This window comes from Paenibacillus sabuli (assembly GCF_014705605.1).
In the GTDB taxonomy this organism is placed as follows: Bacteria; Bacillota; Bacilli; order Paenibacillales; family Paenibacillaceae; genus Paenibacillus_D; species Paenibacillus_D sabuli.
The window spans coordinates 189,741-215,458 of record NZ_JACXIZ010000014.1; the positions used below are offsets into that span (position 1 = coordinate 189,741).

At 56.5% G+C, this 25,718-nt stretch carries 29 protein-coding genes; all 29 read right to left on the reverse strand.

The window, feature by feature from the left end; translation table 11 throughout:
* Positions 1 to 19 precede the first annotated feature (19 nt).
* Positions 20 to 1,111 carry a flagellar biosynthesis protein FlhB gene (gene flhB / locus IDH44_RS08720; RefSeq protein WP_397326754.1) on the reverse strand — a complete coding sequence of 364 codons (1,092 nt, stop codon included), beginning with the start codon at positions 1,109 to 1,111 and terminating at the stop codon, positions 20 to 22.
* On the reverse strand, positions 1,108 to 1,914 hold the full coding sequence (gene fliR, locus IDH44_RS08725; RefSeq protein ID WP_190916703.1) for a flagellar biosynthetic protein FliR: 807 nt from the start codon (positions 1,912 to 1,914) through the stop codon (positions 1,108 to 1,110). Before fliR ends, flhB begins: the two co-directional genes overlap by 4 nt.
* A gap of 11 nt (positions 1,915 to 1,925) precedes the next feature.
* A complete protein-coding gene (fliQ, locus tag IDH44_RS08730) occupies positions 1,926 to 2,195 on the reverse strand; it encodes a flagellar biosynthesis protein FliQ (RefSeq protein ID WP_190916705.1) in 270 nt (89 codons plus the stop codon).
* Between the two features lie 27 nt (positions 2,196 to 2,222).
* Positions 2,223 to 2,978, reverse strand: a complete 756-nt coding sequence (fliP, locus tag IDH44_RS08735; RefSeq protein WP_190916707.1) for a flagellar type III secretion system pore protein FliP — start codon at positions 2,976 to 2,978, stop codon at positions 2,223 to 2,225.
* On the reverse strand, positions 2,975 to 3,559 hold the full coding sequence (locus IDH44_RS08740; RefSeq protein WP_190916709.1) for a flagellar biosynthetic protein FliO: 585 nt from the start codon (positions 3,557 to 3,559) through the stop codon (positions 2,975 to 2,977). The genes fliP and IDH44_RS08740 overlap by 4 nt, the downstream gene beginning before the upstream one ends.
* Positions 3,560 to 3,593: 34 nt before the next feature.
* Positions 3,594 to 3,956: a response regulator gene (locus IDH44_RS08745; RefSeq protein ID WP_190916711.1), complete on the reverse strand. Its 363-nt coding sequence runs from the start codon at positions 3,954 to 3,956 to the stop codon at positions 3,594 to 3,596.
* Positions 3,957 to 3,978: 22 nt separating this feature from the next.
* Positions 3,979 to 5,202, reverse strand: a complete 1,224-nt coding sequence (fliY, locus tag IDH44_RS08750) for a flagellar motor switch phosphatase FliY (protein ID WP_190916713.1) — start codon at positions 5,200 to 5,202, stop codon at positions 3,979 to 3,981.
* Complete coding sequence (gene fliM / locus IDH44_RS08755) at positions 5,192 to 6,193, reverse strand: flagellar motor switch protein FliM (RefSeq protein ID WP_190916715.1); 1,002 nt, start codon at positions 6,191 to 6,193, stop codon at positions 5,192 to 5,194. The genes fliY and fliM overlap by 11 nt, the downstream gene beginning before the upstream one ends.
* 43 nt (positions 6,194 to 6,236) lie before the next feature.
* The gene (locus tag IDH44_RS08760; protein ID WP_190916717.1) at positions 6,237 to 6,710 is read right to left on the reverse strand and encodes a flagellar basal body-associated FliL family protein; all 474 of its coding nucleotides are present in this window, start codon (positions 6,708 to 6,710) and stop codon (positions 6,237 to 6,239) included.
* Between the two features lies 1 nt (position 6,711).
* Positions 6,712 to 6,933: a flagellar FlbD family protein gene (locus IDH44_RS08765; protein ID WP_190916719.1), complete on the reverse strand. Its 222-nt coding sequence runs from the start codon at positions 6,931 to 6,933 to the stop codon at positions 6,712 to 6,714.
* A gap of 52 nt (positions 6,934 to 6,985) precedes the next feature.
* Positions 6,986 to 7,810, reverse strand: a complete 825-nt coding sequence (flgG, locus tag IDH44_RS08770) for a flagellar basal body rod protein FlgG (RefSeq protein WP_190916721.1) — start codon at positions 7,808 to 7,810, stop codon at positions 6,986 to 6,988.
* A gap of 89 nt (positions 7,811 to 7,899) precedes the next feature.
* The gene (locus IDH44_RS08775) at positions 7,900 to 8,274 is read right to left on the reverse strand and encodes a TIGR02530 family flagellar biosynthesis protein (RefSeq protein WP_190916723.1); all 375 of its coding nucleotides are present in this window, start codon (positions 8,272 to 8,274) and stop codon (positions 7,900 to 7,902) included.
* On the reverse strand, positions 8,267 to 8,818 hold the full coding sequence (locus IDH44_RS08780) for a flagellar hook capping FlgD N-terminal domain-containing protein (protein ID WP_190916725.1): 552 nt from the start codon (positions 8,816 to 8,818) through the stop codon (positions 8,267 to 8,269). The genes IDH44_RS08775 and IDH44_RS08780 overlap by 8 nt, the downstream gene beginning before the upstream one ends.
* A 37-nt stretch (positions 8,819 to 8,855) precedes the next feature.
* Positions 8,856 to 10,343 (reverse strand): flagellar hook-length control protein FliK, encoded by a 1,488-nt coding sequence (locus IDH44_RS08785; protein WP_190916727.1) that lies wholly within the window; start codon positions 10,341 to 10,343, stop codon positions 8,856 to 8,858.
* A 35-nt stretch (positions 10,344 to 10,378) separates the two neighbouring features.
* Positions 10,379 to 11,278 (reverse strand): MotE family protein, encoded by a 900-nt coding sequence (locus IDH44_RS08790; RefSeq protein ID WP_190916729.1) that lies wholly within the window; start codon positions 11,276 to 11,278, stop codon positions 10,379 to 10,381.
* A 42-nt stretch (positions 11,279 to 11,320) separates the two neighbouring features.
* A complete protein-coding gene (gene fliJ, locus IDH44_RS08795) occupies positions 11,321 to 11,758 on the reverse strand; it encodes a flagellar export protein FliJ (RefSeq protein WP_190916731.1) in 438 nt (145 codons plus the stop codon).
* Positions 11,759 to 11,766: 8 nt separating this feature from the next.
* A complete protein-coding gene (fliI, locus tag IDH44_RS08800) occupies positions 11,767 to 13,092 on the reverse strand; it encodes a flagellar protein export ATPase FliI (RefSeq protein WP_190916733.1) in 1,326 nt (441 codons plus the stop codon).
* Positions 13,073 to 13,921, reverse strand: a complete 849-nt coding sequence (locus tag IDH44_RS08805) for a FliH/SctL family protein (protein ID WP_317890137.1) — start codon at positions 13,919 to 13,921, stop codon at positions 13,073 to 13,075. The genes fliI and IDH44_RS08805 overlap by 20 nt, the downstream gene beginning before the upstream one ends.
* On the reverse strand, positions 13,905 to 14,918 hold the full coding sequence (gene fliG, locus IDH44_RS08810; RefSeq protein ID WP_190916737.1) for a flagellar motor switch protein FliG: 1,014 nt from the start codon (positions 14,916 to 14,918) through the stop codon (positions 13,905 to 13,907). Before fliG ends, IDH44_RS08805 begins: the two co-directional genes overlap by 17 nt.
* 12 nt (positions 14,919 to 14,930) lie before the next feature.
* Positions 14,931 to 16,544 (reverse strand): flagellar basal-body MS-ring/collar protein FliF, encoded by a 1,614-nt coding sequence (gene fliF / locus IDH44_RS08815; RefSeq protein ID WP_190916739.1) that lies wholly within the window; start codon positions 16,542 to 16,544, stop codon positions 14,931 to 14,933.
* Positions 16,545 to 16,585: 41 nt separating this feature from the next.
* Positions 16,586 to 16,849, reverse strand: coding sequence for a flagellar hook-basal body complex protein FliE (gene fliE, locus IDH44_RS08820; protein WP_223869501.1), 264 nt, complete (start codon positions 16,847 to 16,849; stop codon positions 16,586 to 16,588).
* Between the two features lie 67 nt (positions 16,850 to 16,916).
* A complete protein-coding gene (flgC, locus tag IDH44_RS08825) occupies positions 16,917 to 17,372 on the reverse strand; it encodes a flagellar basal body rod protein FlgC (RefSeq protein WP_190916743.1) in 456 nt (151 codons plus the stop codon).
* A gap of 2 nt (positions 17,373 to 17,374) precedes the next feature.
* Positions 17,375 to 17,794, reverse strand: coding sequence for a flagellar basal body rod protein FlgB (gene flgB, locus IDH44_RS08830; RefSeq protein WP_397326755.1), 420 nt, complete (start codon positions 17,792 to 17,794; stop codon positions 17,375 to 17,377).
* 323 nt (positions 17,795 to 18,117) lie between these two features.
* Complete coding sequence (gene codY / locus IDH44_RS08835; RefSeq protein ID WP_190916747.1) at positions 18,118 to 18,888, reverse strand: GTP-sensing pleiotropic transcriptional regulator CodY; 771 nt, start codon at positions 18,886 to 18,888, stop codon at positions 18,118 to 18,120.
* Positions 18,889 to 18,920: 32 nt separating this feature from the next.
* Positions 18,921 to 20,318: an ATP-dependent protease ATPase subunit HslU gene (gene hslU / locus IDH44_RS08840; RefSeq protein ID WP_190916749.1), complete on the reverse strand. Its 1,398-nt coding sequence runs from the start codon at positions 20,316 to 20,318 to the stop codon at positions 18,921 to 18,923.
* A gap of 48 nt (positions 20,319 to 20,366) precedes the next feature.
* Positions 20,367 to 20,909 (reverse strand): ATP-dependent protease subunit HslV, encoded by a 543-nt coding sequence (hslV, locus tag IDH44_RS08845; protein ID WP_190916752.1) that lies wholly within the window; start codon positions 20,907 to 20,909, stop codon positions 20,367 to 20,369.
* A 23-nt stretch (positions 20,910 to 20,932) separates the two neighbouring features.
* The gene (gene trmFO, locus IDH44_RS08850; RefSeq protein WP_317890138.1) at positions 20,933 to 22,276 is read right to left on the reverse strand and encodes an FADH(2)-oxidizing methylenetetrahydrofolate--tRNA-(uracil(54)-C(5))-methyltransferase TrmFO; all 1,344 of its coding nucleotides are present in this window, start codon (positions 22,274 to 22,276) and stop codon (positions 20,933 to 20,935) included.
* A gap of 62 nt (positions 22,277 to 22,338) precedes the next feature.
* On the reverse strand, positions 22,339 to 24,429 hold the full coding sequence (gene topA / locus IDH44_RS08855) for a type I DNA topoisomerase (RefSeq protein ID WP_190916756.1): 2,091 nt from the start codon (positions 24,427 to 24,429) through the stop codon (positions 22,339 to 22,341).
* 31 nt (positions 24,430 to 24,460) lie between these two features.
* The gene (gene dprA, locus IDH44_RS08860) at positions 24,461 to 25,579 is read right to left on the reverse strand and encodes a DNA-processing protein DprA (RefSeq protein WP_190916758.1); all 1,119 of its coding nucleotides are present in this window, start codon (positions 25,577 to 25,579) and stop codon (positions 24,461 to 24,463) included.
* Positions 25,580 to 25,718: the final 139 nt, after the last annotated feature.

Below are 25,718 nucleotides of genomic sequence, written 5' to 3' on the forward strand. Positions count from 1 at the left end.
CTCCCCCCCTCGTCCCAATTTATTTGACACGCCGTTTTAATTTATAGACGTACGCCAGCACCTCGGCCACGGCCTGGAACAGATCGGTCGGCACCGCGTCCCCGATTTCGGCGCGTTCGTACAGCGCCCGTGCCAGCGGCTTATTTTCCATCGTCACGATGTCATGCTCCTTGGCAATCTCCTTGATGCGAAGCGCGATATAATCCATCCCCTTTGCCAGGACGACCGGAGCCTCCATTTTGGTGCCGTCATACTGCAGCGCGACGGCGAAGTGAGTCGGGTTCGTAATGATGACATCCGCTTTGGGCACCTCCTGCATCATCCGCTGCAGCGCCATTTTGCGCTGACGCTCGCGAATGCGGCTCTTGATGAGCGGGTTGCCCTCGGTTTTTTTGAATTCATCCTTGATGTCCTGCTTGGACATGCGCAGCTTTTTTTCATACTCGTACTTCTGATAGATATAATCCAGCACCGACAGCACAATCAGCAAGCCGCCGATCAACAGGCCGAGCCGCAAGGTCAACGAGGCGGCAAAGCTGAATATCTGCTCGATGGAGAGCGAGGAGAGCGCCAAAATGCGTTCATGCTCGTTCCACAGCGTCCATGCGACAATGAGACCGACAACGATCAGCTTCAGAATGCTTTTGGCGAATTCGACCAGCGCCCGCGTCGAAAAAATATTTTTGGCGCCCTTGATCGGGTCCAGTTTGGATAGCTTCATCTTGAGCGGCTCGCCGGTAAACAGCATGCCGATCTGCACATAATTGCCGACGATGCCGATAATAATGGTAATCAGAAAAAACGGCGCGATCAGCAATAACCACTGGAGAACGATGTCGCTGAACAAGCGGTGCACATTGCCGGCGCTGAGCTGCATCGTCAGCATGTCCTCCAAAGCGTTGCCGAACAGGCTCAGCAAATGCGTCTTGTAAAAACCGCCCAACAGCAAAAAGCTCAAAAACGTAAAAAACAATATGGCCGCCGCAGGCACATCCATGCTTTTCGCAACCTCGCCCTTTTTGCGCGACTCCTGCTTCTTTTTGGGCGTTGCTTTCTCGGTTTTTTCCTGCGCGAACATCTGCAGATCAACCGAATAACGATGCTTGTTCACGGCGTTCCCCCCATCTCTGCGGACGGCTGGGCCATCAAGCGCAGCACATCGTCCATGGCGCCGAACATACGCTCGAACAACTCGCCGATCAACACGGCGAACCCCGGCATCAGCAGCATCAGCAGCAGGAAGCCAACCAGAATTTTGAGCGGAATCCCAATGACGAATACATTGTATTGGGGCGCTACCCGGGCCAAAAAGCCGAGTCCCACATCCGTCAAAAACATCGCCACCACGAGCGGAGCGGCCAGTTGAAGCGCCAGCATAAAGGTATATCCGAAGGTCACCGCCAAAAATTCCGTAACGCTGCCTTCGTAAATGCGGCCGAACAACGTATTCGACAGTGGCAGCCAGTCGTAGCTGCGCATGATACCAAGCAGCAGCAAGTGATGGCCGTTCATCGTCAAAAAAAGCAGGACGACGATAATGAACTTGAAATTACCGAGCAGCGGCGAGGTGGTTCCGGTCATCGGATCGATGACGTTGGCCAGGCCGAAGCCCATCTGCATATCGATGAATGACCCCGCCGTTTGCACGACGGTGAAAAACATGTAGGCTACGAAACCGAGCAGCAGGCCGGCCAATATTTCGCGAATAATGAAAAGCGGATACTGCACGTCCGGCACGACAGTCTCATGAATGCCGTATACCAGGTAGACGAGCAAGGATACAAAAAAACCGAGCCCGATCTTGAACATCGTCGGCACGCCGCGCGTGGAAAACACCGGCGCTACGACGAAAAAGGATGTAATTCGACAAAATATCAGCAAAAAAATAGGAACGGCTTGCAAAAATAATTCCATCGATTCACAGCCTATCCGATGTAATTATGTAAGTTGTTGAGCAGATTGAACGTAAAATCGACCAGCGTATTGAGCACCCAGGGCCCAAATAAGAGCACAGCCAGCATAACTGCGACGATTTTTGGTATAAAAGCCAGCGTCTGTTCTTGAATTTGGGTGGTCGCTTGCAAAATACTTACAATCAGACCGACAAGCAAACCGAGGATCAGCATCGGCGCGCTCGCCTTGAGGGTGGTCAGCACCGCTTGTCCGGCAAGTCCGATAATAAAATCCGAGCTCATCGCCGTCCTCCTCCCAATTTCGTATCGCTAAGGGTTGAAGCTCAGCAGCAGCGATCTCACGACCAGATACCAGCCGTCTACGAGCACGAACAGCAGCACCTTGAACGGCAGCGAAATCATGATCGGAGGCAGCATCATCATCCCCATCGCCATCAGTACGCTTGCCACGACCATGTCAATGATCAAAAACGGGATGAAAATCATAAAGCCCATCTGAAACGCAGTTTTTAGCTCGCTGATGACGTAGGCCGGGATCAGCACCGTGATCGGCACATCCTGCACACTCTCCGGTCGCTCGGCGCCGGTATATTCCATGAACAGCATCAAATCTTTTTCGCGCGTATGCACGATCATGAATTCCTTCATCGGCACGGCGGCTTCGGCGAATGCCTCGGTCTGCGTCAATTCGCCGTCAAGATACGGCTGCAGCGCGGCATCGTTGACTGCGGACAGCGTAGGCGCCATGATGAACAACGATAAAAACAGCGCCAGACCGACCAACACCTGCGTAGGCGGCATCTGATTGGTTCCCAGCGACGTGCGTACGAAGCCGAGCACCACGACGATCCGCGTAAAGCTGGTCATCAGCACCAGGATCGCCGGGGCGATGCTCAGCACGGTGATGAGCAGCAACAAGGATAGCGCCGAACTGCCGGCCTGCTCGTCGCCGTTGCCGATCTCAATGTTGATGTTCGGCAGCGGTTCGGCGTATGTAATCTCCGGCGCGAGCATGCCCAGCGCCATGACCAGCAGCATCAGCATCCAGGCAAATTTCTTGTTCATTCGTCCACATCCGTTTGTTTTGACTCTCGCAGCGCGGCTTCGATCTCGCGCTTGCTGCGCGCCTGCCGGTCCAACTTGTCCTGAAGAAGCGATTCAAACGAGGTCGAGGACGACTGCCACGGCTCGGTTCCCGGGTCTTCCGTCTTGCGCCTTTTGAACCTGTCCAATAGACCTGGTCCGCTTCGCCCGGATTGGATCTCCAGGGCAGCAATCATCGCCTGCACCTCTTGCTCGTCGCGGATCTGATCAATGAGCGTCACATTTTCGCCGACACCGACGATATAGATGCGTCCTCCCATCTCGACCGCTTGCAGCGATTTGTTCGGCCCCACGCCGACACCGCCGAGTGTGCGTATCGATCGGTTCAGCCCGAACATACGGCTGCGCTGGGCCAAAAATTTGATCAGTGCGATGATCAGGACGATGACGATCGCCAGCGCCACGATGACCCACACGACGCTGCCGATAAAATTATCATCCGGAATAAGCTCGGCAGGGGTCTGGGAGTTGCCGGCCAGGCCGCTCTCGTCTCCCGTGCTCGCACGCGCGACTCCGGCTAGCGCCAGGCCGGATAAGAGCAAGGCTCCTGCCGCACAACTGCTCCGCAACGCGGCTTTAGCCAAGTGTTTTCTTGATCGCTTCAATAACACGGTCGGCCTGAAAAGGTTTAACGATAAAATCTTTGGCGCCGGCTTGGATAGCGTCGATGACCATCGCCTGTTGTCCCATTGCGGAGCACATGATGACTTTGGCGTTGCCGTCCATTTTTTTGATTTCCTTCAGAGCCGTGATGCCATCCATTTCAGGCATTGTAATATCCATCGTGATCAAATCGGGTTTCAAATCCTTGTATTTTTCTACCGCCTGCGCGCCATCCTGCGCCTCACCTACGACTTCGTACCCATTTTTTGTTAGGATGTCACGAATCATCATCCTCATGAATGCTGCGTCGTCTACAATCAGAATGCGGTTTGCCATCTTTCTCTTTCCTCCCAGGATGTTATTGTAGTTTTTGGATTCGATCCCATTGGCTGACGATATCCGTCACGCGAACACCGAAGTTCTCGTCGATGACGACGACCTCGCCCTTGGCAATCAGCTTATTGTTGACCAGAATGTCAACAGGTTCGCCAGCCAGCTTGTCGAGTTCAATGATCGAGCCTTGGGAGAGTTCAAGTATTTCCTTGATCTGCTTCTGAGTCCTCCCTAATTCTACAGTGACTCTAAGCGGAATGTCGAGTAATAAATTCAAGTTCGTATCATCCGCTTGCACGTAAGGCGCGCCCTGAAAATTGGCGAATTGGACGGGTTGCACGTTAATGTTGCGACCAGGTGTTCCTCCGTATGTATTCGGCCCTTGCGCCTCACCATCCTGGACGGGTCGCGCTTCGGCCATCGGCGTCTGCCCCATCGAGGCCGCGGCGGCCGGTTCCGGCGCTGGCGGCGCTGCTGGCGGAGCCGCGGCGGCAGGCGCTTCGGACACCGGAGGCGCGGCGCTTTGAGCCGGCGGCTCTTCGGCAACGCCGCCCATCAACGTTGCGACCATATCCTTGGCAAAGGAAACCGGGAGCAGCTGCATAATTGTGGAATCGATCAAATCGCCAATTTTTAAATTGAACGCGATTTTGATGAATACATCCACCGGGGGCAAGCTATTGACGCCCTCGCCGTTATGCACATCCAAAATATTGATGGCGGGGGGCGAGATGTTGACCAGCCGATTGAAAATTGTAGACATGGAGGTGGCGGAAGAACCCATCATCTGGTTCATCGCTTCTTGAACGGCGCTCACATGAATCTCATTAAGCTCTTGATTTTCGTCGACCATCCCTTCCCCGCCTAGCATCAAATCGGCGATTACCTGGGCATCCCGGGTACGAATGACAAGCGAATTGATGCCCTGGAAGCCGTCTACGTAGCTGACATGAACGGCAACATGCGGCTTCGGAAACTCGCGCTCGAGCTCTTCGCGGTGGATGACCGATACTTCGGGAGTCGTTATATCTACTTTTTTTCCGAGCAGGGTCGACAATGCCGTAGCCGCGCTTCCAAAGGTAATATTGCCGATTTCGCCAAGCGCGTCTTTCTCCATGGTGTCCACGTAGTCCTCGGGCGAGAAATCGCCGCTATTGCCGCCGCCATTCTGCGCCGTTTCGGACTCGCCTGCGGATTGGCGCAGCAACGCGTCAATCTCTTCCTGAGACAGGTAGTCTTTACTCGTCATAATCTTCTTCCGCTCCTTCACTGACAATTTCGTCGATTTGCACGGCCATTCTGTCCTTGACAGAGCCAGGGCTTCCGATGAACTTGAGCCGGTCTCCGACGCGAATCTTCAGCCCATGATCGACCTGCTTGTTCAGACTGATGACGTCCCCTATGTTCAGACCGAGGAATTCCCGTATGGTGAGCGAGGAGGTCCCGAGCTCCGCCACCAAAGGCAGCTTCGCCTTGCTGACCCGGTTTTCCAAAATTTCAATTTCTTCCGGAGCGCGCGTTTTTTTCTGTGAAACAAACCAATGATGCACCGACAAGCGAGACATGATCGGTTCAATGACAACATGCGGGATGCAAAGGTTAATCATACCGGTCGTCTCGCCAATTTTAGTGCTGAGCGAAATCAGCGCAATCGTTTCATTCGGCGACACAATTTGCATAAATTGCGGGTTCGTTTCCATCCCTTCCAGTCGCGGGGAGATGTCAATCACCGTTTTCCAGGCTTCCTGCAGGCTATCGAAGGCCCGGCTAAAAATGCGCTCCATCACCGTCGTTTCAATTTCCGTCAGGGCATTGATTTTGGACGGCGCGTTGCCTTGACCGCCCAGCATGCGATCAAGCATCGCGTACGCGACGTTCGGATGCACCTCGAGCACCATCCGCCCTTCCAGCGGCTCCGCCTCAAAAATATTTAAAATCGTCATTTTGGGGATCGACCGAATAAACTCGTCATACGGAAGCTGCTCCACCTGCACGACATTGATCTGCACGAAGGTACGCAGTTGGGCTGAAAAATACGTGGTCAAGAAACGCGCAAAATTTTCATGAATTCGCGTTAAGCTGCGAATATGATCCTTGGAAAATCGGACGGCGCGCTTAAAGTCGTATGCCCGGATTTTTTTCTGCGTTTCTTCCTTTTTCAGCTCCTCCGCGTCCATCTCGCCCGAGGAGAGCGCTGCGAGCAGCGCGTCTATTTCGTTTTGCGACAATACATCAACCAAACCTTCTCCCCCCTCTCGTTCCCCGAAAATGCGCGGCTGCCGGCTAGAGCGGCGTCACGATATAATTCGTAAAAGCAACATTCGTCACTTTTCCGCCCTCCGGCAGGACCGGGTTGATCAAATTAATCAATTGCGCGGCCAACGCGTCCTTGCCGGCCGAGCCCTTCAGCTCCTCCTCCGTCAGGTCAGAGAGCGTGCGTACGATGATTGGACGAATTTGAATTTCTTTGATTTTGTCGAATTCTTCCTTTGCCTTTGCCGTATTCATTTGGAACGCCACCCCGAGCACAATGATTGTATTCGGATCCGCGAGGTTCGTTTGAATATCGGCGAGCTCGGCCGTTAGCTCGACGCGCTTGTCGGCGCTCAGCGGCTTCGCCGCCATGCTGCTGTCCGTGCTTGCGGTCTGGCTGCCGGGCGATGGATTAAAAAATTGGTTAAACAAATAGACCGCCGCCACCGCAATCAGCGTAATAGCCAGCAAGATGGTGATCATCCACGGCAGCATTTTTTTCATATCAAGTTCCCTCCGTTTGCTCTGTTCTCGTCGCCGCCGAAACAATGCCGATGGTCCGTAAATACGACTGGATGCGCTCGGCGATTTCGGCCGAGCTTTCCAACGCCAAATATTTTTTCCCGGTCGTCAGCGTGATCAGCGTGTCGGGAACCTCTTCAACGGTCTCCACCAAAAGGGCATTCAGCATCACCTTCGTTCCGTTCAAACGCGTCACCGTAATCATTTGGCTTCCTCCAGTCCGCCGGTCAGGGGGCTAGCAGCCCCCTGCGGTCGCTCTATCGTTTCAAATTAACAACTTCCTGGAGCACCTCGTCGGATGTCGTGATGATGCGCGAATTGGCCTGGAAGCCGCGCTGCGCGACGATCATTTCGGTAAATTCGGAAGTCAGGTCGACATTGGACATTTCGAGCTGGCCGGAAATGATGGCGCCCGTGCCCAGCTCCGGATCATTGGCCGCCAAAAATTCGATTTCCTCGCCTTCCGGAAGAGCATTCGGCGTCACGCGATACATATTGCCGCCTATTTTCTCCAGGCCGCTAGGGTTCGTCACTTTGACTACGCCGATCTGAAAATCGGTCGCCTCGCTTGTGCCGTCCTCATTGACCGCAATAATTGTGCCGTCTTTGGCAATCGTGAACGCCGTCACCGTGTCGTCAAGCTGAATGACTCCACCGCCGGAATCAAGGACGAAGTATCCCTCCGCCGTCACCAGCTGACGATTGCCGTCCATCGTGAAATTGCCGGCACGCGTCAAATAGACATTCTCCACGTCTCCTCCCGGCGCTACGGCAAAAAAGCCGTCTCCGTCGATCCGCATATCGGTCGGTACATTCGTCGTCATTGCACTGCCTGGCGTATGAATCGTATCGATCGCCGACACCGATACGCCAAGTCCGATCTGCTTGGCATTGATGCCGCCGCTCTCGCCGTCGACCGATGCCGTGACGCCTGTGACCGTCTGGCTCAAGATGTCGCTGAACATGACACGCCCGGCCTTGAAGCCGACGGTGTTCACATTGGCAATGTTATTTCCGATGACGTCGAGTTTGGTCTGAAACCCTTTCATTCCGGACACACCGGAGTACATGGATCTAATCATGGATCGCCTCACCCTTCTTTTGGTTGGTATAGTCGGACTGCTTCAGTCGGTCCGCAGTCCCAGCCTCCTGTTCGGTCCGGCCAGTATGTTCAGGTTACGATAACTGCACTGTCAATCTGGGTGAACACGTTGCCCTGAGCGGCTTTGCCTTCCAGCGCAGTAACCACGGTACGACTCGGCACATTGACGATCATCGCCACGTCCCTGAACATGACGAGCGAATCCTTCGCGCCCTTGGCCTCCGCCTCGTCAATTGCGCTGGCAATGCGCGTTAGCTGCTCCGGCTGTAATTCGATGCCGCGCTGCCGCATCCGCACCTCGGCATGGTGGCTAAACTTAAGCACACGATCGTTGAGCATCTCCCGAAAAGACGTCTCCTGCCGTGTCGAATCGGATGATTTGCGCGCACCGATCGGCGTCGAAGGTCCGTGATACAATCGCCCGATCTGCATAGCATCAGCCATTTTCTACCGCCCCGTCGTCATCCTCGGCACCGCCGTCGTCCACACCGTCATCTTCGGAAGGCTCTTCGACCGGCGACGTTTCTTCGTCGCCGTCTCCTTCAGGAGCCGCTTCCGCAATGGAAATGATATCTTCTACGGGGATGGCCGTCTCGCCCACTGTGGCGTACTGCACGCCTTCGCTGACAACAATCGAATCGACGACTCCGCTCTTCATCACCGTTTGCCCGGTGCTCTCGTTGAGCTCCATCCATTGAATCGTTTTGCCGATCATGCTGGAGGCAGTGCCGAGATTTTGGCGCATTAGCGTCATTTCACTGGCCATATTCATAAGCTGCTCCACCGACGTGAACTGGGCCATCTGAGCGATGAACTCCCGGTCCTGCAGCGGCTGCATCGGGTCCTGATAACGAAGCTGTGTAACCAGAATTTTCAAAAAATCATCCTTGCCGAGCGTATCGCTATTCGTTTTCTCGGCCGTTTTAAGGACGTTCGACGAATGATAGTTCGGCCATACGGCGTTTGTGCCTATCGATGTGCTTGCCACTTCCGCATCACCTCCGTCCTGTTTTGTTGGTAGCGGCCTAAGCCGTCACATTGACAGTCCGGCCGTAGCCCAGGCCATCCAGGCCGAGCTGCTCGCTGATCTCATTCAGCTCGCTGTCGAATCGGCTCTCGCCGCCCGAGGCGGATTCATTGTGCCGGTGCTCGGACTGCTGCTCGCGCTGAGACCCGGGCTGACGGCCGCCAAGCTCGCTCTGCGCGTGCGCCTGCGGCTGCGACACCTCCAGGCGATCGACCTGCAATCCTTGCTGCTGCAACGCTGAGCGCAACTGGGACAGTTGGCTCTCCAGCATGTCTTTGGCCATACTGTTGTCCGCCATAATTTGTGCGGTCAATTGGCCGTGGTGGAGCGTGATCCGGATGTTCACCTCGCCCAGTTGCTCCGGGTGAAGCGTCAATCGCGCCTCCGTCGTGCCTTGACCGCCGGAAGTGCGAAACTGCTTGATCAGCATTCCCGTCATCGTCTCGGCGAACTGCTGGATAGGCACCGGCTGACTGAAGACCAGTCGAGACGTCTGCGGCGCCTTATTGCCGGTATCCGGCAGCACAGCGGCGGCTGCCGCAGGCGCCGGGAAAGCCGAGTCCTCTGGCAGTGCCTCGCCACCGGTCTGCGTCTTTCGCTCTCCGACGGCTTGCACCGTCCATTCTGGCCGGAACAACAACGAATGGCTCAGCTTCAGCAGGTGGTCCTGCGCCCCGCTTGCAGAGCGCGTCACGACTTGGAGCGTCCCGCCCTTCAGATCCAGCTCCGACTCCATGTCGACCGCAAGACCGGTCGGCAAGGCGCTATCGGCCCGCTTTCCGCTTACGAGCGCCGTCAACGCTGCGAGCTGCCGTTCTAGGAGCGGTCCGTATTTTTGCTCCGCCGCAGGTTCCAGGCCTTGGACCAGCTCGGCACGCAGCTGTTGGACCGCCTGGAGCAGCTCTTGCTTGAGCGTAGCCCCTTGACGCGGCTCGGCAGCCGCCGAAGTCATGCTATCCTCGCCGACAGCGACCGACCGATCATGCAAGCCGGGCGATCCAGCTCCAGCCAGCGCGGCTTCGGTCAGAAGCGTGGCCAGCTTGGATAGCGTCTGTTCCAGCTCCGGTGTGCCGTCTGCCTCCATCATCGAGGACGCGGATGCTTGCGTCTGCGTCTGTACGAGCATGCGGATCATCTCATCCACCATCACCAGCAGCTCCTGCTGCTCGGCTTCATCGAGCGGTGCGAGATCCGGGCCGCCTGCATCCTCGCTTTGCAGCAGAGCTTCCAATTTGTCGAGCTGCTCCATCCATTGTTCGGCGCCTGAGTGTCCGGCCAACGCCTGCAGCAGCGCGCTAGGGATGCCCGGACGAGCTGACGCCGCGAGCGCCAGCTCGGATAGCGGCCGCGCCTCCCCGGACGACAGCTTGCCGAGCTGCTGCAGCACTTGCGCAAAGGCTTGACCGGATTCCGATCCGCCGCTCGTCATTGCATGCACCGGCGTCGAAGAAGTATTGCCCGAAATCAGGCTCATCAACTGATTCATTTGCATCATTTCACCTCCTTTCGCATGCCGGCCAATCAAGCGCCCGGCGTCAACTTCGATGCCAACTGAGCCGTCAAAGCTTCGTCCGCCTCGCTCATCGCCGCCAAAATTTGCGAGCGCGCGCCGCTGTTGACGGCGTTCAAAATACGCAACACCTTGGCCTGACTTAACTTGGCCATCTCCAGCAGGAGCTTGCCGGCGCTCTCGGGATTCATGCTCGAGAACGTCGCACTCAGCTCGGTTTCGTCCATCGCGCTCGAGGAAGGCGCGGGAGAGGCCTCCAATTTGTCGATGCGCGCCTGAAGCGCGGCCAACTGCTGATTGGCTACCGGGGTCATGTCTTTCATTTTCAGCGTGACCGCGGCAGCCGTTTCAGGATTCATGCGCTCCATGATTCGCACGCGATCCTCCGGCCGCATCGCGCCGAATAGCAAAGCAATCTCCTCGAGCTCCATGCTCTCCAGGATCGGCGCCGCGCGGCTAGGCGTAATCTGGGTATACATCGAGGCCAGGCTCTTGATATGCGCCTCGTATTCGTCCTCGCTCAATTGCGCCTCCTCCGAGGTCAGGGTGAGCTGCTCCAGCTCGCTCTGCAGCTCCGCAATGGTCTGCTCCTGCTCTTGTCCGGTCGACTGCAAGGCGGAGAGCTCCGATTCCTTGCCGGCAAGCGCGGCTTCCAGCTCTTCAATCTTTGCAGTCAGATTGGTCGAGCGCAGCGCATTGTCGTCGACCTCGTTCTCCTCCGCCGGCGGAGCGGGGAACAGCCCGCCGATCACAGGAATCCCGCTCCCGATATCGAGCACCTTTTCTCTCAGGCCGGTATTGAAGATCAGGAGCAGGGCGCCCAGCAGCACCAGCGTGAACAAAATCGGCGTGATGAAAAACATCGTGCGCTCCAGACCGCTGTAGCTTCTTTCTCCTTCCAACTCGCTCAAGCGTATCCCCTCCATGCGCGGGTCATTCTTATCGCTCCGGACTCAGCGCGCATGCCGCACGCTGGCCAATTCATCGAGCTCGTTTTGCTCTTGTGTCAGACGAAATTGCGTAAATTTCAGCAGCGATTGCTCGCGCGCCTTCTGCCATACTTTCTCATCCTTCGCTTTCAGAGCAAGCGCATCTTGCCGCTTGGCCACGGCCGCCTGCGCTTCGCGCACGGCCTCCAGCTTGCGGGCGATGCATTGATCGAGATGCTCCAAGTACTGCTGATAAGTCCGCAGCTCCGAGAGCGACACCGAGCGCCCCGCAGCTTGGGAGAGCGTATCGTACCAGCGAAGCCGCTCCTGCCGCAGCTGCTGCAGCGCGCCGTCGACCTCGCTCAACTGTGCGTTAGCTTCCGCCAGCCCCCATTCAGCCTGCGTCTTTTCGTTTTTTTTAAGATCGACGATTTTTTGATACGGGTACCGGTAAGCCGCCATATTCTGCATCAACTCCTATAAAAGTCAATCAGCAGCCGTTGCTTGGCTTCGCTGTAACTCACCTTCTCGTCCGTGCGCTGCATCATATAGGCGCGAATCGAACCGTAAGCGGCGATGGCCTGGTCGATCTCGACGTTGGAGCCGCTCTGATAGGCGCCGATATTGATGAGATCTTCGGATTCGCGATAAGTCGCCAACAGTCGCTTCAGCTCTTCCGCCGCTTTTTGCTGGTCGCCCGGCACAATATCCTTCATGACCCGGCTGACCGAGGCGAGCACGTCGATGGCCGGAAAATGCCCCTTGTACGCAAGCCCCCGGCTGAGTACAATATGTCCGTCCAGGATGCCCCTTACGGCGTCGGCGATCGGCTCGTTCATATCGTCGCCGTCGACCAGCACCGTGTAAAAGGCCGTGATCGACCCGCTGGGGCCCGTCCCTGCGCGCTCAAGCAGCTTGGGGAGCTCGGCGAACACCGACGGCGTGTAGCCCCGTGTCGCCGGCGGCTCGCCGATGGCCAGGCCGACCTCGCGGAGCGCCGTGGCATAGCGCGTGACCGAATCCATCATCAGCATGACGTTGAGCCCGCGATCACGAAAAAATTCGGCGATCGTAGTAGCGATTAACGCACCCTTCATCCGAATCAGCGCCGGCTGATCGGAGGTCGCCACGACTACCACCGAGCGTGCCAGACCTTCGGGTCCGAGATCTTTTTCAATGAATTCCAGCACTTCGCGTCCGCGTTCGCCGATTAATGCGATGACATTGACATCCGCCGACGTATTGCGCGCAATCATGCCGAGCAGCGTGCTCTTGCCGACGCCGGAGCCGGCGAAGATGCCGACCCGCTGACCTTGTCCCACCGTGAGCAAGCCGTCGATTGCCCGCACGCCGATGCTCAGCGGCGACTTGACACGCGGGCGCAGCAGCGGATTGGAGGGCGCGCTGGTGGTCGAATAATGCGGCATGCGCACCGGCAGCCTGGTGCCGTCCAGCGGCTGACCCAGTCCGTCCAATACCTTGCCGAGCAGCTCCGAGCCCACCTGCACAGTCAGCGGCTTGCCTGTGCTGACGACGTCGCAACCCGGTCCGATGGATTGCAGATTGCCAAGCGGCATCAGGATGACTTTGTTGTCCCGGAATCCGACTACCTCCGCTTTGAGCGGCTTCGCCGATTTGGCCGGGTAGATGTCGCATACATCGCCTACACTTGCATCCGGTCCTTCCGACTCCACCGTGAGGCCGATCACCTGCGTCACCTTACCGTTGACACGGATCGGATCGAGCGTGCGCAAGTGCTCCGTATAGCGGCGAATATCAAGCGGTGGTAGGCTCATCCGGCTCGCCTCCTTCCGCTTGCTGCAGCGCCAGCTGCATCAGCTCGCGCTTGATTTCTTCCAGCTGGGTGTCGATGCGCGCGTCAATGCTGCCATATGCAGACCGAATGACACAGCCCTGATCCTGAATAGCAGCGTCGGGCAGGATCTGCAGCTGCGCCTGCGAATCGACCACGGCCGCCAATTCGTCGCGCGCGGCTTGTACGAACGCCAGCTGCGAAGGGGCGACGCACACCGTAATGAGGCCTTGCTCATGTCTGCGCGCGAGCGACTTTCGAATCAGCTCCAGAGCGAGGGACGTATCCTGCTCCAGTTCGCGGCCGATGATTTTTGCGGCGATTGCGCAGCTCAGCTCGAGCAAAAAAGGCTCGGCCTCTTGAATGATCTGCTCGCGCGTTCGGCGGGCTTGCTCCAGGAGTTGTCTCGATTCCGTGAGGGAGGCTTCCCAGCTCGCTGCATTTTCGGCCTCTCCCTGTGCAATTCCTTCCTCGCGTCCTTGCTCATAGCCCTCGTGTTTGGCAGTGGCTTCCATATCCTCGTCTTGGGCTCGCTTGTCGGCCCACCATTGCTCGATCTGTTCCCGCGCCTCGGCCAGCTGCTGCTCCGCCTGACGGCCGGCCTGCTCGATCCGCTCGGTCGCCACGGACTCGGCATCACCGAGAATCCGATCGCGCATCGAGAGCGTTTCGGCGTCCGGCCCTTGCGCCTCGGCAGGCTCATCGTCCGTCTCTGCAGCGGATGCCGCGTATCGATTATCCCACTGCAGCTTTTTGAGCTCCTCCATGGAGATGACGCGCGTAGCCTTGAACAGATTAGACAATGATATCATCTCCTCCGCCGCGGGCGATGATTACTTCGCCGGACTCTTCCAGCCTGCGGATCGTCGCGACGATCCGCGTCTGTGCCTCTTCTACATCACGCAGCCGCACCGGCCCCATGTATTCCATCTCTTCCTTGAACGTCTCCGACATCCGTTTGGACATGTTCCGGAAGATGGCATCGCGCACCTCTTCGCTTGCCACCTTCAGTGCCAGCTGCAGATCGGCGTTGTCGATATCGCGAATGATGCGTTGAATCGAACGATTGTCGATATTGACGATATCCTCGAACACGAACATGCGTTTTTTGATTTCTTCCGCCAGTTCAGGGTCCTGGATCTCCAGCGAATCGAGGATGGTGCGCTCCGTGCCGCGATCGACACCATTCAAAATTTGGACGATTGATTCAATACCGCCCGCGATGGTGTAATCTTGTGTAACGGTCGAAGACAGCTTCTGCTCGAGTATGCGCTCCACCTGTGAGATGACCTCCGGCGAAGTACTGTCCATAATGGCAATGCGCCGCGCCACATCCGCCTGCTTGTCCTGCGGCAGCGACGACAATATAGCTGCGGATTGTTCGGATTGCAAGTAAGAAAGCACGAGTGCGATCGTTTGTGAATTTTCGTTTTGGATAAAATTCAAGATTTGGCTCGGATCGGCCTTGCGCGCGAAGTCAAACGGTCTGACCTGCAAAGTAGCGGTCAGGCGATTGATCACACTCAAGGCGCGCTGTTCGCCCAGCGCCTTCTCCAGGATCGTTTTGGCGTACACAATGCCGCCTTGCGAGATGTATTCCTGCGCCATGCAAATCTGATGAAATTCACCTAAGATCGTTTCCTTGTCGGAACTCTCGACCTTGCGCACATTTGCAATCTCAAGCGTCAACTGCTCGATTTCGTCGTCGCGCAAATGCTTGAAAATTTGCGCAGACACTTCCGGGCCCAGCGTGATGAGCAAAATGGCCGCTTTTTGACGTCCTGAAAGTCCTTGCATCGTGTTCGCCATCTACACCCACCTCTATTCGTCCACTAGCCAAGTCCGGAGCAAATTGACAAATTCCTCGGGCTTTTTCTTGGCAAGCTGCTCCAATTGCTTGCGTGCTTGGTTCTCGTTGGACATATTGTCCAGATCGATTGTCGGGTACTCCACCTTGGCTTGCGTCTCCAGCAACTCGGTCTCTTCTTCGAGTCTGGCTTGCTTGCGGCGGCGCATCACGACATAAGCCGCGCCCCCGCCCAGGGCCAATATGCCTAAGCCGATTCCGATTGCCCACGGCCACGACAATCCTGCAACCGACACGCTCGGCTGCGAAGTAACGCTCGGCTGGGCGATGACCGTCACCTTTTGCTTCATGAGCTCCGCATCATTGACATTCTGTCCCGAATCCGCCAATTGTGAGCGCACGAGCGAGGTCAGCCAAGCCGTCAACTGGTCTTCTGTGCTTCCGGAACCCCCTTCGGTCCCGGTTCCGACATCCGCCGCAGACGCGGTTAGCGGAATTCCGACACTGATCGACAAATCTTTGACGACAAAAGGTCCGGAAACAATTTCGTTTGTGATTCGACTCACTTCGTAATTTCGGGTACGCGACGTTTCCTCCGAGCTGCTCGAGGTTGCGCCGTCCGTTGCCTGATAGCCCGGCACGTCCGTTTCGCCTGTGCCCGCGACGCCTCCGACCTGCCCTTGCGAGCCGGAGCTGATGCTGCTTGTCTCGGATTCGCTGATGATGATGCCGTTATTGTTGTTGTCGGCCAGTGGCTGCACCAGCATTTCCTGTGTGCTTTTCTGGTCAAAATTCAAACTGCTTGCCACGCTGATGACCACATTTTCCGAGCCGTAAAAGCTGCCTAAAAACTGCTGGATGTTACGACGAATCTCGCTTTCGTATTTGCGTTGAATTTGGAACTGCGCTTCGACGCCTTGCGACGTGCCGGAACTGTTGCCCGTAATTTCGGAAGAAGCGAACAAATCGCCTTCCTGACTGGTCATGGTAATGTCTTCGACGCCCAGATTCGGAACGGACGTCTTGACGAGGTTGAAATAACCGTCGATTTCGCTTTGCGTCGGGCGAAAGCCCGGCTTGAACGTAATGACAACCGAAGCGGATGCCCGTTCGGCCTCGCTGATATTGACAAATACGCTCTCCTTGGGAAGGTTGACAATCACATTGGATCGCTGCACGCCTTGCATGCTGTTAAGCAAGCCCTGAATTTCGCCGTTTAGCGCATTCCGATACATCACATCGAATTCATTATCCGTGCGGCCGAACATTGAAGAACTGTCTCCGAATGCATCGAACCCGATCGATCCATTCTGCACCAAGCCTTGCGATCCGACGTCCACCTTGACGCGGGATGCGTCTGCAGCCGGCACGGAGATGGTCGTCCCCGCTCCCCCCAGCTTATAGGGGATGCCGCTGGCTTCCAAATGTTCGATAATTGCGGAGGCATCTGCCGAATTCAAGTCCTGAAAAGCAAGCTCGTACTCGGTTCTGGAAAAGATCATAATCAGTAAAATCGCAGTCAACAGCAAAATGCCGATGGTTGCGATAAAAACGATTTTCTGGGTCTTTCCGAACTGATTCCAATATTGTGCCCCTCGCTCACGATATTGGGCGAATTTCTCTTTCACACTGTCACCTCACCCAATTGCTATGCTTGACCAACTTGCTTTTATAGCTGCATCCGCATGATTTCCTGGTAGGATTCGATCACTTTGTTGCGGACCTGGGTGGCCAGTTGCAGCGTCAAGTGCGCCTGATTGGCTGTGATCATTACTTCGGAAACGTCCGCTTGTCCGATTAAAAACCGGTCGTTGACCTCATGTACCGCTTGTTCCTGGTTATGTACGCCGTCGATCGCCTGCTTTAAATATTGGCCGAATTGCCCGGTAAGCTCGGACGGAGTCTGCTTGACTTCCGCAGTCCCCGGTTGCATGCGCACTTGTTGCGGCGCTCCAATTGCACCAGTTACCATATTCTCACTCCTTTCGAGCTATGAAAAACTACCTTCCGATCTCTAGCGCTTTGGCAAACATGGATTTTGTCGCATTCAACGCCGTGACGTTGGCCTCGTACGAACGGGTCGCTGCGACCATATCGACCATTTCCTTCAAAATATCGACGTTAGGCATTTTTACGTAGCCTTCTGCATCCGCATCGGGATGAGTCGGGTTGTAAACCAGTTTTGGCGGAGTCCGATCCTCCATAATCTGACCGACCTTCACGCCGCCGGCTTGCGACTTGCCCGAGCCGGACATTTGCTGCTCGAGCATATCCGAAAATTTCGGTTGAAGCGGCTCCAACACCGCCAACTTGCGCGTATAAGGCTCATACTGACCGTTAACTAATTTCCCCCTCGTCGTTTCCGCATTTGCAATATTTGATGAGATGAGATCCATCCGCATCCTTTGAGCTGTAAGCGCCGAAGCGCTGGCGTCAAACCCGCTGCTTAGCTTCATCGTTATCCTCTCCCGTCAATGGCGGTACGCATCATTTTAACGTCGTGATTGACCTGTTGCACCATCACGTTGTAGCGCAGCTGGTTTTTCGCAAGCAGGGCCATTTCCCGATCGATATCCACGTTGTTCACGTTATTGTTCATGACCGAATGCTCGTCGGTTACGATTCGCGGTGACGGTCCGGCGCCCAAAGCAGCAAGCTCGCCATGAATGTCCATGTGCCTGGGATTCGTTTTTTTCAATGGGAGGTTTGTCCTTGTACTGCTTCCGATGACCCCCTCGAGCAAATCCTCAAAAACGACGTCTGAGCGCTTGAAATACGGGGTATCCGCGTTAGCTACATTGTTCGCAATGACCTGTTGTCTTAGTTCTGCAGCCTTCATCGCTTGTTCCAGTCTGCCGAACGAAGCCCCGCTCAACATCTCCAAGTCTATCCCTCCTTTGGGCAAAAATTAAAAAATGCTCAGCTGATTGTACCCTTCTTGATCCTGCACGTCGACCTTCCCATTTCGTTCGTAAGAAATGCTGTCAGAGCGAGGAGGCTCAACAGAATGGTCTTTTTTACTAATTCAACGTCTCCCCCTTCTTTCCTGCTTCATTCGACAAAAGATTATTAAAAAAATGAGGGAGTTGTGTCGATCCGTGCCGATACCTTAATGTTCCATAATTTTCAATTCCACCACAATAAGCAAAAAGCCCTATCTTTTCTCCAAGATAGGGCGTTCAAGGGATTAGAGGCCTGTTTTTAAATTTTTATTTTTGCTAATTCATGAATGAGTTGCGCATTGAGCACTTTTATATAGGTCCCCTTCATGCCAAGCGAACGCGTTTCGATCACGCCCGCGCTTTCCAATTTGCGCAATGCATTGACGATGACCGACCGCGTGATGCCGACCCGATCCGCGACCTTGGAAGCGACAAGCAGCCCTTCCTTGCCGCCCAGCTCTTCGAACATGTGGTCGACCGCTTCAAGCTCGCTGAAGGAAAGCGAATTAACCGCCACCGAGACTACTGCGCGGCTGCGCGCCTCCACTTCGATTTCCTCTGCCCGCTCGCGCAAAATTTCCATTCCGACAATCGTCGAGCCGTATTCGGCCAAAATCAGATCGTCATCGTCGAAGGCACCGTTGCTGCGAGTCAGGACGAGGGTTCCCAGTCGGTCGCCGCCGCCCTGAATGGGAACGAGGCTCATAATCTCATGCCCAGCCAAATCCGCAAACGTCTCCGCAATACCGGGATCGGGCGGCGCATTCGTCACGCTCTCCTGCATTTGCAAGAAGCGCGCGTTCGTCTCGGGCGAAAAACGCAATTCGCTGCCTGAAGACGCGCGCATGCGTTCATGCTCCCATACATTAACGGCCGCGCACCCCAAAATCTTGCCTCTGCGGCTTACCACAAACACATCGGCCTGAATCGTCGTGCACAGCACCTCGGCCATTTCCCTGAAATTCAACGCCTTGCCTGCCGCACGCTGCAGCAGGCGATTGAGCGTTCTGGTTTTTGCCAATAACGTCATGCCTAAAGCCTCCCAAACGCTTGACCGCCGAACTACAAAATGTATTGACTCAGATCGCGGTTTTTCGCTATGTCTCCAACTTTGTCCCGAACGTATTCGGGCGTGATCACCATCTCTTCCAAGGAAAGGTCGGGTGCCTCGAAGGAAAGGTCCTCCAGCAGCTTTTCCAATATGGTGTGCAGGCGTCGCGCGCCGATATTTTCCGTGTTGCGGTTGACATCCGCTGCAATGGAGGCAATTTCACGAATCGCCTCGTCCGAAAACGAGATCGCGATTCCCTCGGTTTGCAGCAACGCTGTATATTGTTTCGTAAGCGCATTTTTCGGCTCGGTCAAAATATTCACAAAATCTTCTAAATTTAAATTCGTCAATTCTACTCGAATCGGAAAACGTCCCTGGAGCTCGGGAATCAGATCGGCCGGCTTGGCAATATGAAATGCGCCGGCTGCCAAAAACAGCACGTAATCCGTTTTAACCGGTCCGTATTTGGTCATGACCGTCGAACCCTCGACGATCGGCAAAATGTCGCGTTGGACCCCTTCCCGAGACACATCCGGACCCGAGCCGCGCGACGGGCTGGCGATTTTGTCAATCTCGTCTATGAAAATCATGCCCGACTGTTCGGCGCGGGTGATGGACTCCTGAATCACCTCGTCCATATCGATCAGCTTGTTGGCTTCCTGCTGGGTAAGCACCTTGCGCGCCTCGCGCACGGGCAGACGGCGTTTCTTAAAGCGTTTGGGCATGAGCTGACCGAACATTTCCTGCATGTTCATTCCCATGCCCTCTCCGCCCTGCCCGGCCAGCATATCCAGCATATTGGGGGCATTGTCCTCAACCTCGACCTCGACCTGTTCGTTCTCCAGCTTGCCCTCATCGAGTTGCTGTCGAATGGTGCGCCTGCGCTCGGTCAAGGATTGGTCGGGTGTCTCCGGCTGCTCTTCCGTCTCGGCATTCTGATTGCCAAAAATCATCTCAAGCGGATTGCGCTGCGGGCGAGAGCGCTTTGCGGAAGGTGCGAGCAGCGCAACCAGACGATCGTTGGCGAGCTTTTCCGCCCGGTCCTTGACGGCCTCCGTTTTCTCGGCCTTTACCATGCGGATCGCGGTTTCGACCAGATCGCGGACCATCGATTCGACATCGCGGCCGACATAGCCGACCTCGGTGAATTTGGTGGCCTCGACCTTGACGAACGGCGCGCTTACCAGCTTCGCCAGACGGCGTGCAATCTCGGTTTTACCCACCCCGGTCGGCCCGATCATCAGAATGTTTTTCGGCACGATCTCATCGCGAATCGTCTCGTCCAGGCGATTGCGGCGGTAGCGGTTGCGCAGCGCGATCGCGACCGAGCGTTTGGCCAGCTTTTGTCCGACAATGTATTTGTCCAATTCTGCGACGATTTGACGCGGTGTCAACGCATTGTGATCCACCCGGCTTCCCTCCGTTTCGAATACGGCGCTGGCGGCGCCTAATTTGCCTTACAGCTCTTCGACGATAATTTTGTGATTGGTATAGACGCAGATATCGGCGGCGATCTCCAGCGCAGCGCGAGCCATGTCCTTCGCCTCCATGTTGGGCGCGTGCTGCTTGAGCGCGCGGGCGGCGGCCATGGCGAAGCTGCCGCCCGAGCCGATCGCCAATATGCCGTCGTCCGGCTCGATAATTTCCCCATTGCCGGAAATGAGCAGCAGCCCGCTCTCGTCCATGACGATCATCATCGCTTCCAATCTCCGCAACACACGGTCGGAGCGCCACTCCTTGGCCATTTCCACGGCCGCGCGCTGCAGATTGCCATGGTGCTCCTCCAGCTTGCCCTCGAACTTCTCGAACAAGGTGATCGCGTCTGCGACCGATCCTGCGAAGCCGGCCACCACTTGGCCGCGATAGAGGCGGCGCACTTTTTTGGCCTGGTGCTTCATGACCATGCTATTGCCGAAAGTCACCTGACCGTCGCCGGCAATTGCCCCTTTTCCCTGGTGACGGACGGCGCAGATCGTCGTTGCGTGGAATTGCATTTCCATCGTTAAGCCCCTTCCGCTTGGCGTTAGCCCGATGCATGCAGGTGCGCGAGGTGCTCGCGTTTGAACGCGTCCAGCTGTTGCAGCGCCCGCTTGGCAATGGCTTCATTTTTATCTTTTTTGCTGCGTATACGCGTCTCCAACGGCGGGAACAGTCCGAAATTGGCGTTCATCGGCTGAAAATGCTTGAAGTCGGCCGTCGTGATATACTCCGCCATGCTGCCAAGCGTCGTCTCCGGCGGCAGCACCAGCGGCTCCTGTTCACGCGCCAGACGCGCGGCGTTGATGCCGGCAATCAGTCCGGAGGCGGCGGATTCCACGTAGCCTTCGACGCCGGTCATCTGACCGGCAAACAGCAAATGATCGCGCCCCTTGAACTGGTAGGTCGGACGCAGCAGCTTCGGCGAATTGATGAAGGTATTTCGGTGCATGACGCCGTAGCGGACAAATTCCGCCTGCTCCAGCCCCGGAATGAGCGAGAACACACGCCGTTGCTCGCCCCATTTCAGATGCGTCTGAAAGCCAACCAGGTTGAACAGCGTGCCCGCCGCATTGTCCTGCCGCAGCTGAACGACCGCATGCGGCAGCTTGCCGGTGCGGGGGTTGACGAGTCCGACCGGCTTCATCGGTCCGAAAAGCAACGTTTTCGGACCGCGCTTAGCGATCACCTCGATCGGCATGCAGCCCTCAAAGTAAATCTCTTTTTCAAACGTTTTGAGCTCGGCTGCCTCGGCCTCGATCAAAGCATTGTAGAACGCTTCGAACTCATCCACCTCCATCGGACAGTTGAGATACGCCGCTTCGCCTTTGTCGTAGCGGGAAGCCAGGAACACCCGCTCCATATCAATCGATTCCTTTTCGACAATCGGAGCCGCCGCGTCGTAAAAGTAAAAATACGATTCGCCCAGCAGCGCTTTGATTTGCTCGGAGAGCTGTGGAGAGGTGAGCGGCCCGGTAGCAATGACGACAATTGCGTCGTTCGGAATTTCGCGCATCTCCTCGGTGCGTACTTCGACCAGCGGGTGCTCGTGGAGCGCAGAGGTAACCGCCCCCGAGAATCCGTCGCGATCGACCGCGAGCGCGCCGCCCGCCGGGACGGCGTGACGATCTGCGCTGGTCATAATCAAGGAGTCCAATTGTCTCATCTCTTCCTTTAATACGCCGACGGCGTTGGTCAACCCGTTGGCCCGCAGACTGTTGCTGCACACCAGCTCGGCGAATTTGTCCGTATGGTGGGCAGGCGTCCGCGTCGCCGGGCGCATCTCATAAAGCGTCACCCCAACGCCACGCGATGCGATCTGCCAGGCCGCCTCGCTGCCTGCCAGACCCGCTCCGATGACGATTACGTTTTTTTTCGTCACGACATGAATTCCGCCTTTCTATAGCGCCAGCGCATTTGCGCCCTCCAGCCTCGCGCTGGTGGCCGGCACGCCTACGCTTCCTGTTCTTCGGGCAGCTCCTCGCTATGATCGCAGCTTGTGCATTGAATTTTGCCGCCGCTGCGCTTGCGCTTTTCTACCATGACCGAACCGCAGGACGGACACGGACGGGCCACCGGTTTATCCCAAGACACATATTCGCAAGCCGGATAGCGATCGCAGCCGTAGAAGATTCGTCCCTTTTTGCTGCGCCGTTCGATAATGTTGCCCTCCTTGCATGTCGGGCACTTGACGCCGACGTCCTTGACGATCGGCTTCGTGTTGCGGCACTCGGGAAAACCGGAGCAAGCGAGAAATTTGCCGTAGCGTCCCATTTTGTAGACGAGATGACGTCCGCATTTCTCGCAGACCTCGTCGGAGACCTCGTCTTGAATTTCGACCTCCTTCATTTCCTCCTCTGCGACCTCCAGCCGCTTTTCGAAGGAAGAATAGAACGAGGAGAGCACCTTGACCCAGTCCTCCGAACCGTCCTCCACATGGTCGAGATCTCCCTCCATGTGGGCGGTGAATTCGGCATCGAGAATTTCGGGGAAAAACTCCTCCATTAATTCGATGACCAGCTCGCCCAGCTCGGTCGGCATAAATTTCTTTTCCTCAATCGCGACATACCCGCGCTTTTGAATCGTTTCCAGGGTAGGCGCGTACGTGCTCGGACGGCCGATCCCCAGCTCCTCCAGCGTACGCACCAGCCTCGCCTCCGAATAACGGGGCGGCGGCTGCGTGAAATGCTGCTTGGGCTCAATCTCGCCACGTTTGGCGACGTCGCCGGCCGTCAGCGGAGGCAAAAACTTATCCTCTTCGGTCGTGCCGTCGTCATTGCCCTCGACGTACACCTTCATGAAGCCCGGAAACTTCAGCTTCGAGCCGTTAGCCCGAAACTTTGTCTCGCCGGCGGCCAAATCGACCGTCATCGTATCCAACACGGCCGAGGTCATCTGACTGGCGATAAACCGTTCCCACACCAGCTTGTAGAGGCGCAGCTGATCGCGCGTCACATACGGCTTCATCTCTTCGGGCGTACGAAGCGAGGAGGTGGGACGAATCGCTTCGTGCGCGTCCTGAGCCCCGGCGTTTTTTTTGGTGTAGACGCGCGGCTGCTCCGGCGCGTACTCCGGCCCGTACTGCTCCACGATAAAGGCTTTGGCTTCCTCCTGCGCAACGGGCGATACCCGGGTCGAATCCGTACGCATGTAGGTGATGAGGCCGACGGTCCCCTCCTTGCCCAACTCGACGCCTTCATACAGCTGCTGCGCGACGGACATCGTCTTCGAAGCCCGGAAGCCGAGCTTGCGGGCCGCCTCCTGCTGCAACGAGCTGGTGATGAACGGCGGCGCCGGATGACGCTGGCGCTCCTTTTCCCGCACGTCCGACACCTTGAATTCGGCGTCCCCGATCGCGGCGAGCACTTCATTGACCTCCTGCTCGCTGCCCAGCTCCTTTTTTTCACCGTGGATCGAATGAAATTTCGCCTCGAAGGCCGCCTTGCCGTGCGTCAATTGCACGGTAATGGACCAGTATTCCACCGGCTCGAACGCATCAATTTCGTTTTCGCGGTCAATGATCAGCTTCACCGCCACCGACTGCACGCGTCCGGCCGAAAGCCCCTTTTTGACTTTCTTCCATAGCAGTGGACTGATCTTGTAACCGACCAGCCGATCCAGGATGCGCCTCGCCTGCTGGGCGTTGACCAGGTCCTGGTTGATCTTGCGCGGCGTTTTGAAGGCGTCCTTGACCGCTTGCTTCGTAATTTCGTTAAAGACGACGCGACAGTCCTCCGTCTCGTCCAGCTCCAAGTAATGCGCCAGATGCCAAGCGATCGCTTCGCCCTCGCGATCGGGGTCAGCCGCCAGATAGACGCGCTTCACCTTTTTGCGTGCGTCCTTCAGTTCCTTTAATACACTCCCCTTGCCGCGAATCGTAATGTATTTGGGATGAAAGCCGTTCTCTACCTCGACGCCGATCTGGCTTTTTGGCAAGTCGCGGATATGGCCCATAGAGGCTTTAACGATATATTTGCTGCCCAAATATTTTCCAATCGTCTTGGCTTTTGCCGGTGATTCCACAATTACGAGTGAATCTGCCACTTCGCGTCCTCCTCTCACGTTCAGTTGCCTGTCAGAAGGCCCTGTATATAAAACCCGGATGTTGTTCGATCCTGCGTTTTATAGTTAAATTTATCAGAACTGCGTGTAAAAGTCCAAACGGCATGCCCGAACGCTCATGCAATTCGTCGGCCGTGCCCGGTTTTTCGCGCACTAGCCGAAGCAAGCGCACCTCATCGCCTGTCAACTTCGTCTCGGGAGGGGGCGGCGCCGACTTAGACGGCTGCAGCCTGCCCAGGATGTCCGGACGATGAATGAACTCCTCCATGACATCCTCCGCCTCTGCCAATAGCTTGGCGCCGTTTTTGAGCAGCTGGTGCGTTCCCTCGCTATAGCGCGACTGGACGGGGCCCGGCACTGCAAAAACCTCCCGATTCATCGTAATCGCATGATCGACGGTAATGAGCGAGCCGCTGCGCTGGGCGGCCTCGACGACCGCAGTCCCGACGGACAAGCCTGCAATGATGCGGTTGCGCTGCGGAAACAGCCCCGCGTGACAGCGCGTGCCGATCGGATACTCCGACACAAGTAACCCCTGCTGCGCAATGCATGCGAACAAGGCGCGGTGCTCTGCGGGATAGACGATGTCAATCGGTGTTCCCAGCACGGCAATCGTCGCGCCGCCGTTGGTCAGAGCCCCCTCATGAGCGCAGCGGTCGATGCCCTTCGCGAGACCGCTGACAATCGTCAGACCGCGCGCGGCCAGCTCCCGGGCGAGTCGAATCGTCGCTTGCCTGCCGTAAGCGCTGGGCGTGCGGGTGCCGACCAGCGCGAGCGCCGGCGTCTTCAGCAGCTCGACTCGTCCTTTGGCATACAGCACCCAGGGCGGCTCATGCGTTTCGCGCAGCAGCTCCGGGTAGTCGTCGTCAAGCATGGTAATGACGCGCACGCCCATGCGGGCATACCGTTCCAGCGACGCCGCCGCGGCTTCGGCATGCATGAGCACCGATCGGGCGGACGCAGCCTGCGCCCCGCTGAGTCCGAGCTCTCGCCACTGCGCCTCGGCATAATGCACGCACTGCACCAAGCTGCCGCTTGCCAGCGCTTTACGAATGCTGCGCCAGCCGATCCCCTTCGCCTCGTGTAGCGCCAACAGCACAAGACGCTCGCTCCATTCAACCGGCTCCTTCATTCCTTATCCGCCCTTTCGGGCCGCACGCATTCTTCCCCTATTTTGCTTGAGGTGAACGAAGATTGCAAGCGACCGTGATTATTTATATGAATATTCAGGTCATTTTTTCGGCGTCTGTACCAAAAAAGGCAGTCTTCCT

Coding starts and splice junctions, on each gene's coding strand:
- IDH44_RS08760 (WP_190916717.1), bottom strand. CDS start 6,710: ATGAAAAAAATGCTGCCGTGGATGATCACCATCTTGCTGGCTATTACG.
- fliE (WP_223869501.1), bottom strand. CDS start 16,849: ATGCAACCGGGGACTGCGGAAGTCAAGCAGACTCCGTCCGAGCTTACC.
- flgC (WP_190916743.1), bottom strand. CDS start 17,372: ATGAAGCTAAGCAGCGGGTTTGACGCCAGCGCTTCGGCGCTTACAGCT.
- IDH44_RS08765 (WP_190916719.1), bottom strand. CDS start 6,933: ATGATTACGGTGACGCGTTTGAACGGAACGAAGGTGATGCTGAATGCC.
- fliG (WP_190916737.1), bottom strand. CDS start 14,918: ATGGCGAACACGATGCAAGGACTTTCAGGACGTCAAAAAGCGGCCATT.
- codY (WP_190916747.1), bottom strand. CDS start 18,888: ATGACGTTATTGGCAAAAACCAGAACGCTCAATCGCCTGCTGCAGCGT.
- flgB (WP_397326755.1), bottom strand. CDS start 17,794: ATGTTGAGCGGGGCTTCGTTCGGCAGACTGGAACAAGCGATGAAGGCT.
- IDH44_RS08785 (WP_190916727.1), bottom strand. CDS start 10,343: ATGAATCAGTTGATGAGCCTGATTTCGGGCAATACTTCTTCGACGCCG.
- hslV (WP_190916752.1), bottom strand. CDS start 20,909: ATGGAAATGCAATTCCACGCAACGACGATCTGCGCCGTCCGTCACCAG.
- fliY (WP_190916713.1), bottom strand. CDS start 5,202: ATGACGAGTAAAGACTACCTGTCTCAGGAAGAGATTGACGCGTTGCTG.
- dprA (WP_190916758.1), bottom strand. CDS start 25,579: ATGAAGGAGCCGGTTGAATGGAGCGAGCGTCTTGTGCTGTTGGCGCTA.
- IDH44_RS08805 (WP_317890137.1), bottom strand. CDS start 13,921: ATGATATCATTGTCTAATCTGTTCAAGGCTACGCGCGTCATCTCCATG.
- fliJ (WP_190916731.1), bottom strand. CDS start 11,758: ATGGCGGCTTACCGGTACCCGTATCAAAAAATCGTCGATCTTAAAAAA.
- fliI (WP_190916733.1), bottom strand. CDS start 13,092: ATGAGCCTACCACCGCTTGATATTCGCCGCTATACGGAGCACTTGCGC.
- fliQ (WP_190916705.1), bottom strand. CDS start 2,195: ATGAGCTCGGATTTTATTATCGGACTTGCCGGACAAGCGGTGCTGACC.
- IDH44_RS08775 (WP_190916723.1), bottom strand. CDS start 8,274: ATGGCTGATGCTATGCAGATCGGGCGATTGTATCACGGACCTTCGACG.
- fliR (WP_190916703.1), bottom strand. CDS start 1,914: ATGGAATTATTTTTGCAAGCCGTTCCTATTTTTTTGCTGATATTTTGT.
- fliP (WP_190916707.1), bottom strand. CDS start 2,978: ATGAACAAGAAATTTGCCTGGATGCTGATGCTGCTGGTCATGGCGCTG.
- flgG (WP_190916721.1), bottom strand. CDS start 7,810: ATGATTAGATCCATGTACTCCGGTGTGTCCGGAATGAAAGGGTTTCAG.
- IDH44_RS08745 (WP_190916711.1), bottom strand. CDS start 3,956: ATGGCAAACCGCATTCTGATTGTAGACGACGCAGCATTCATGAGGATG.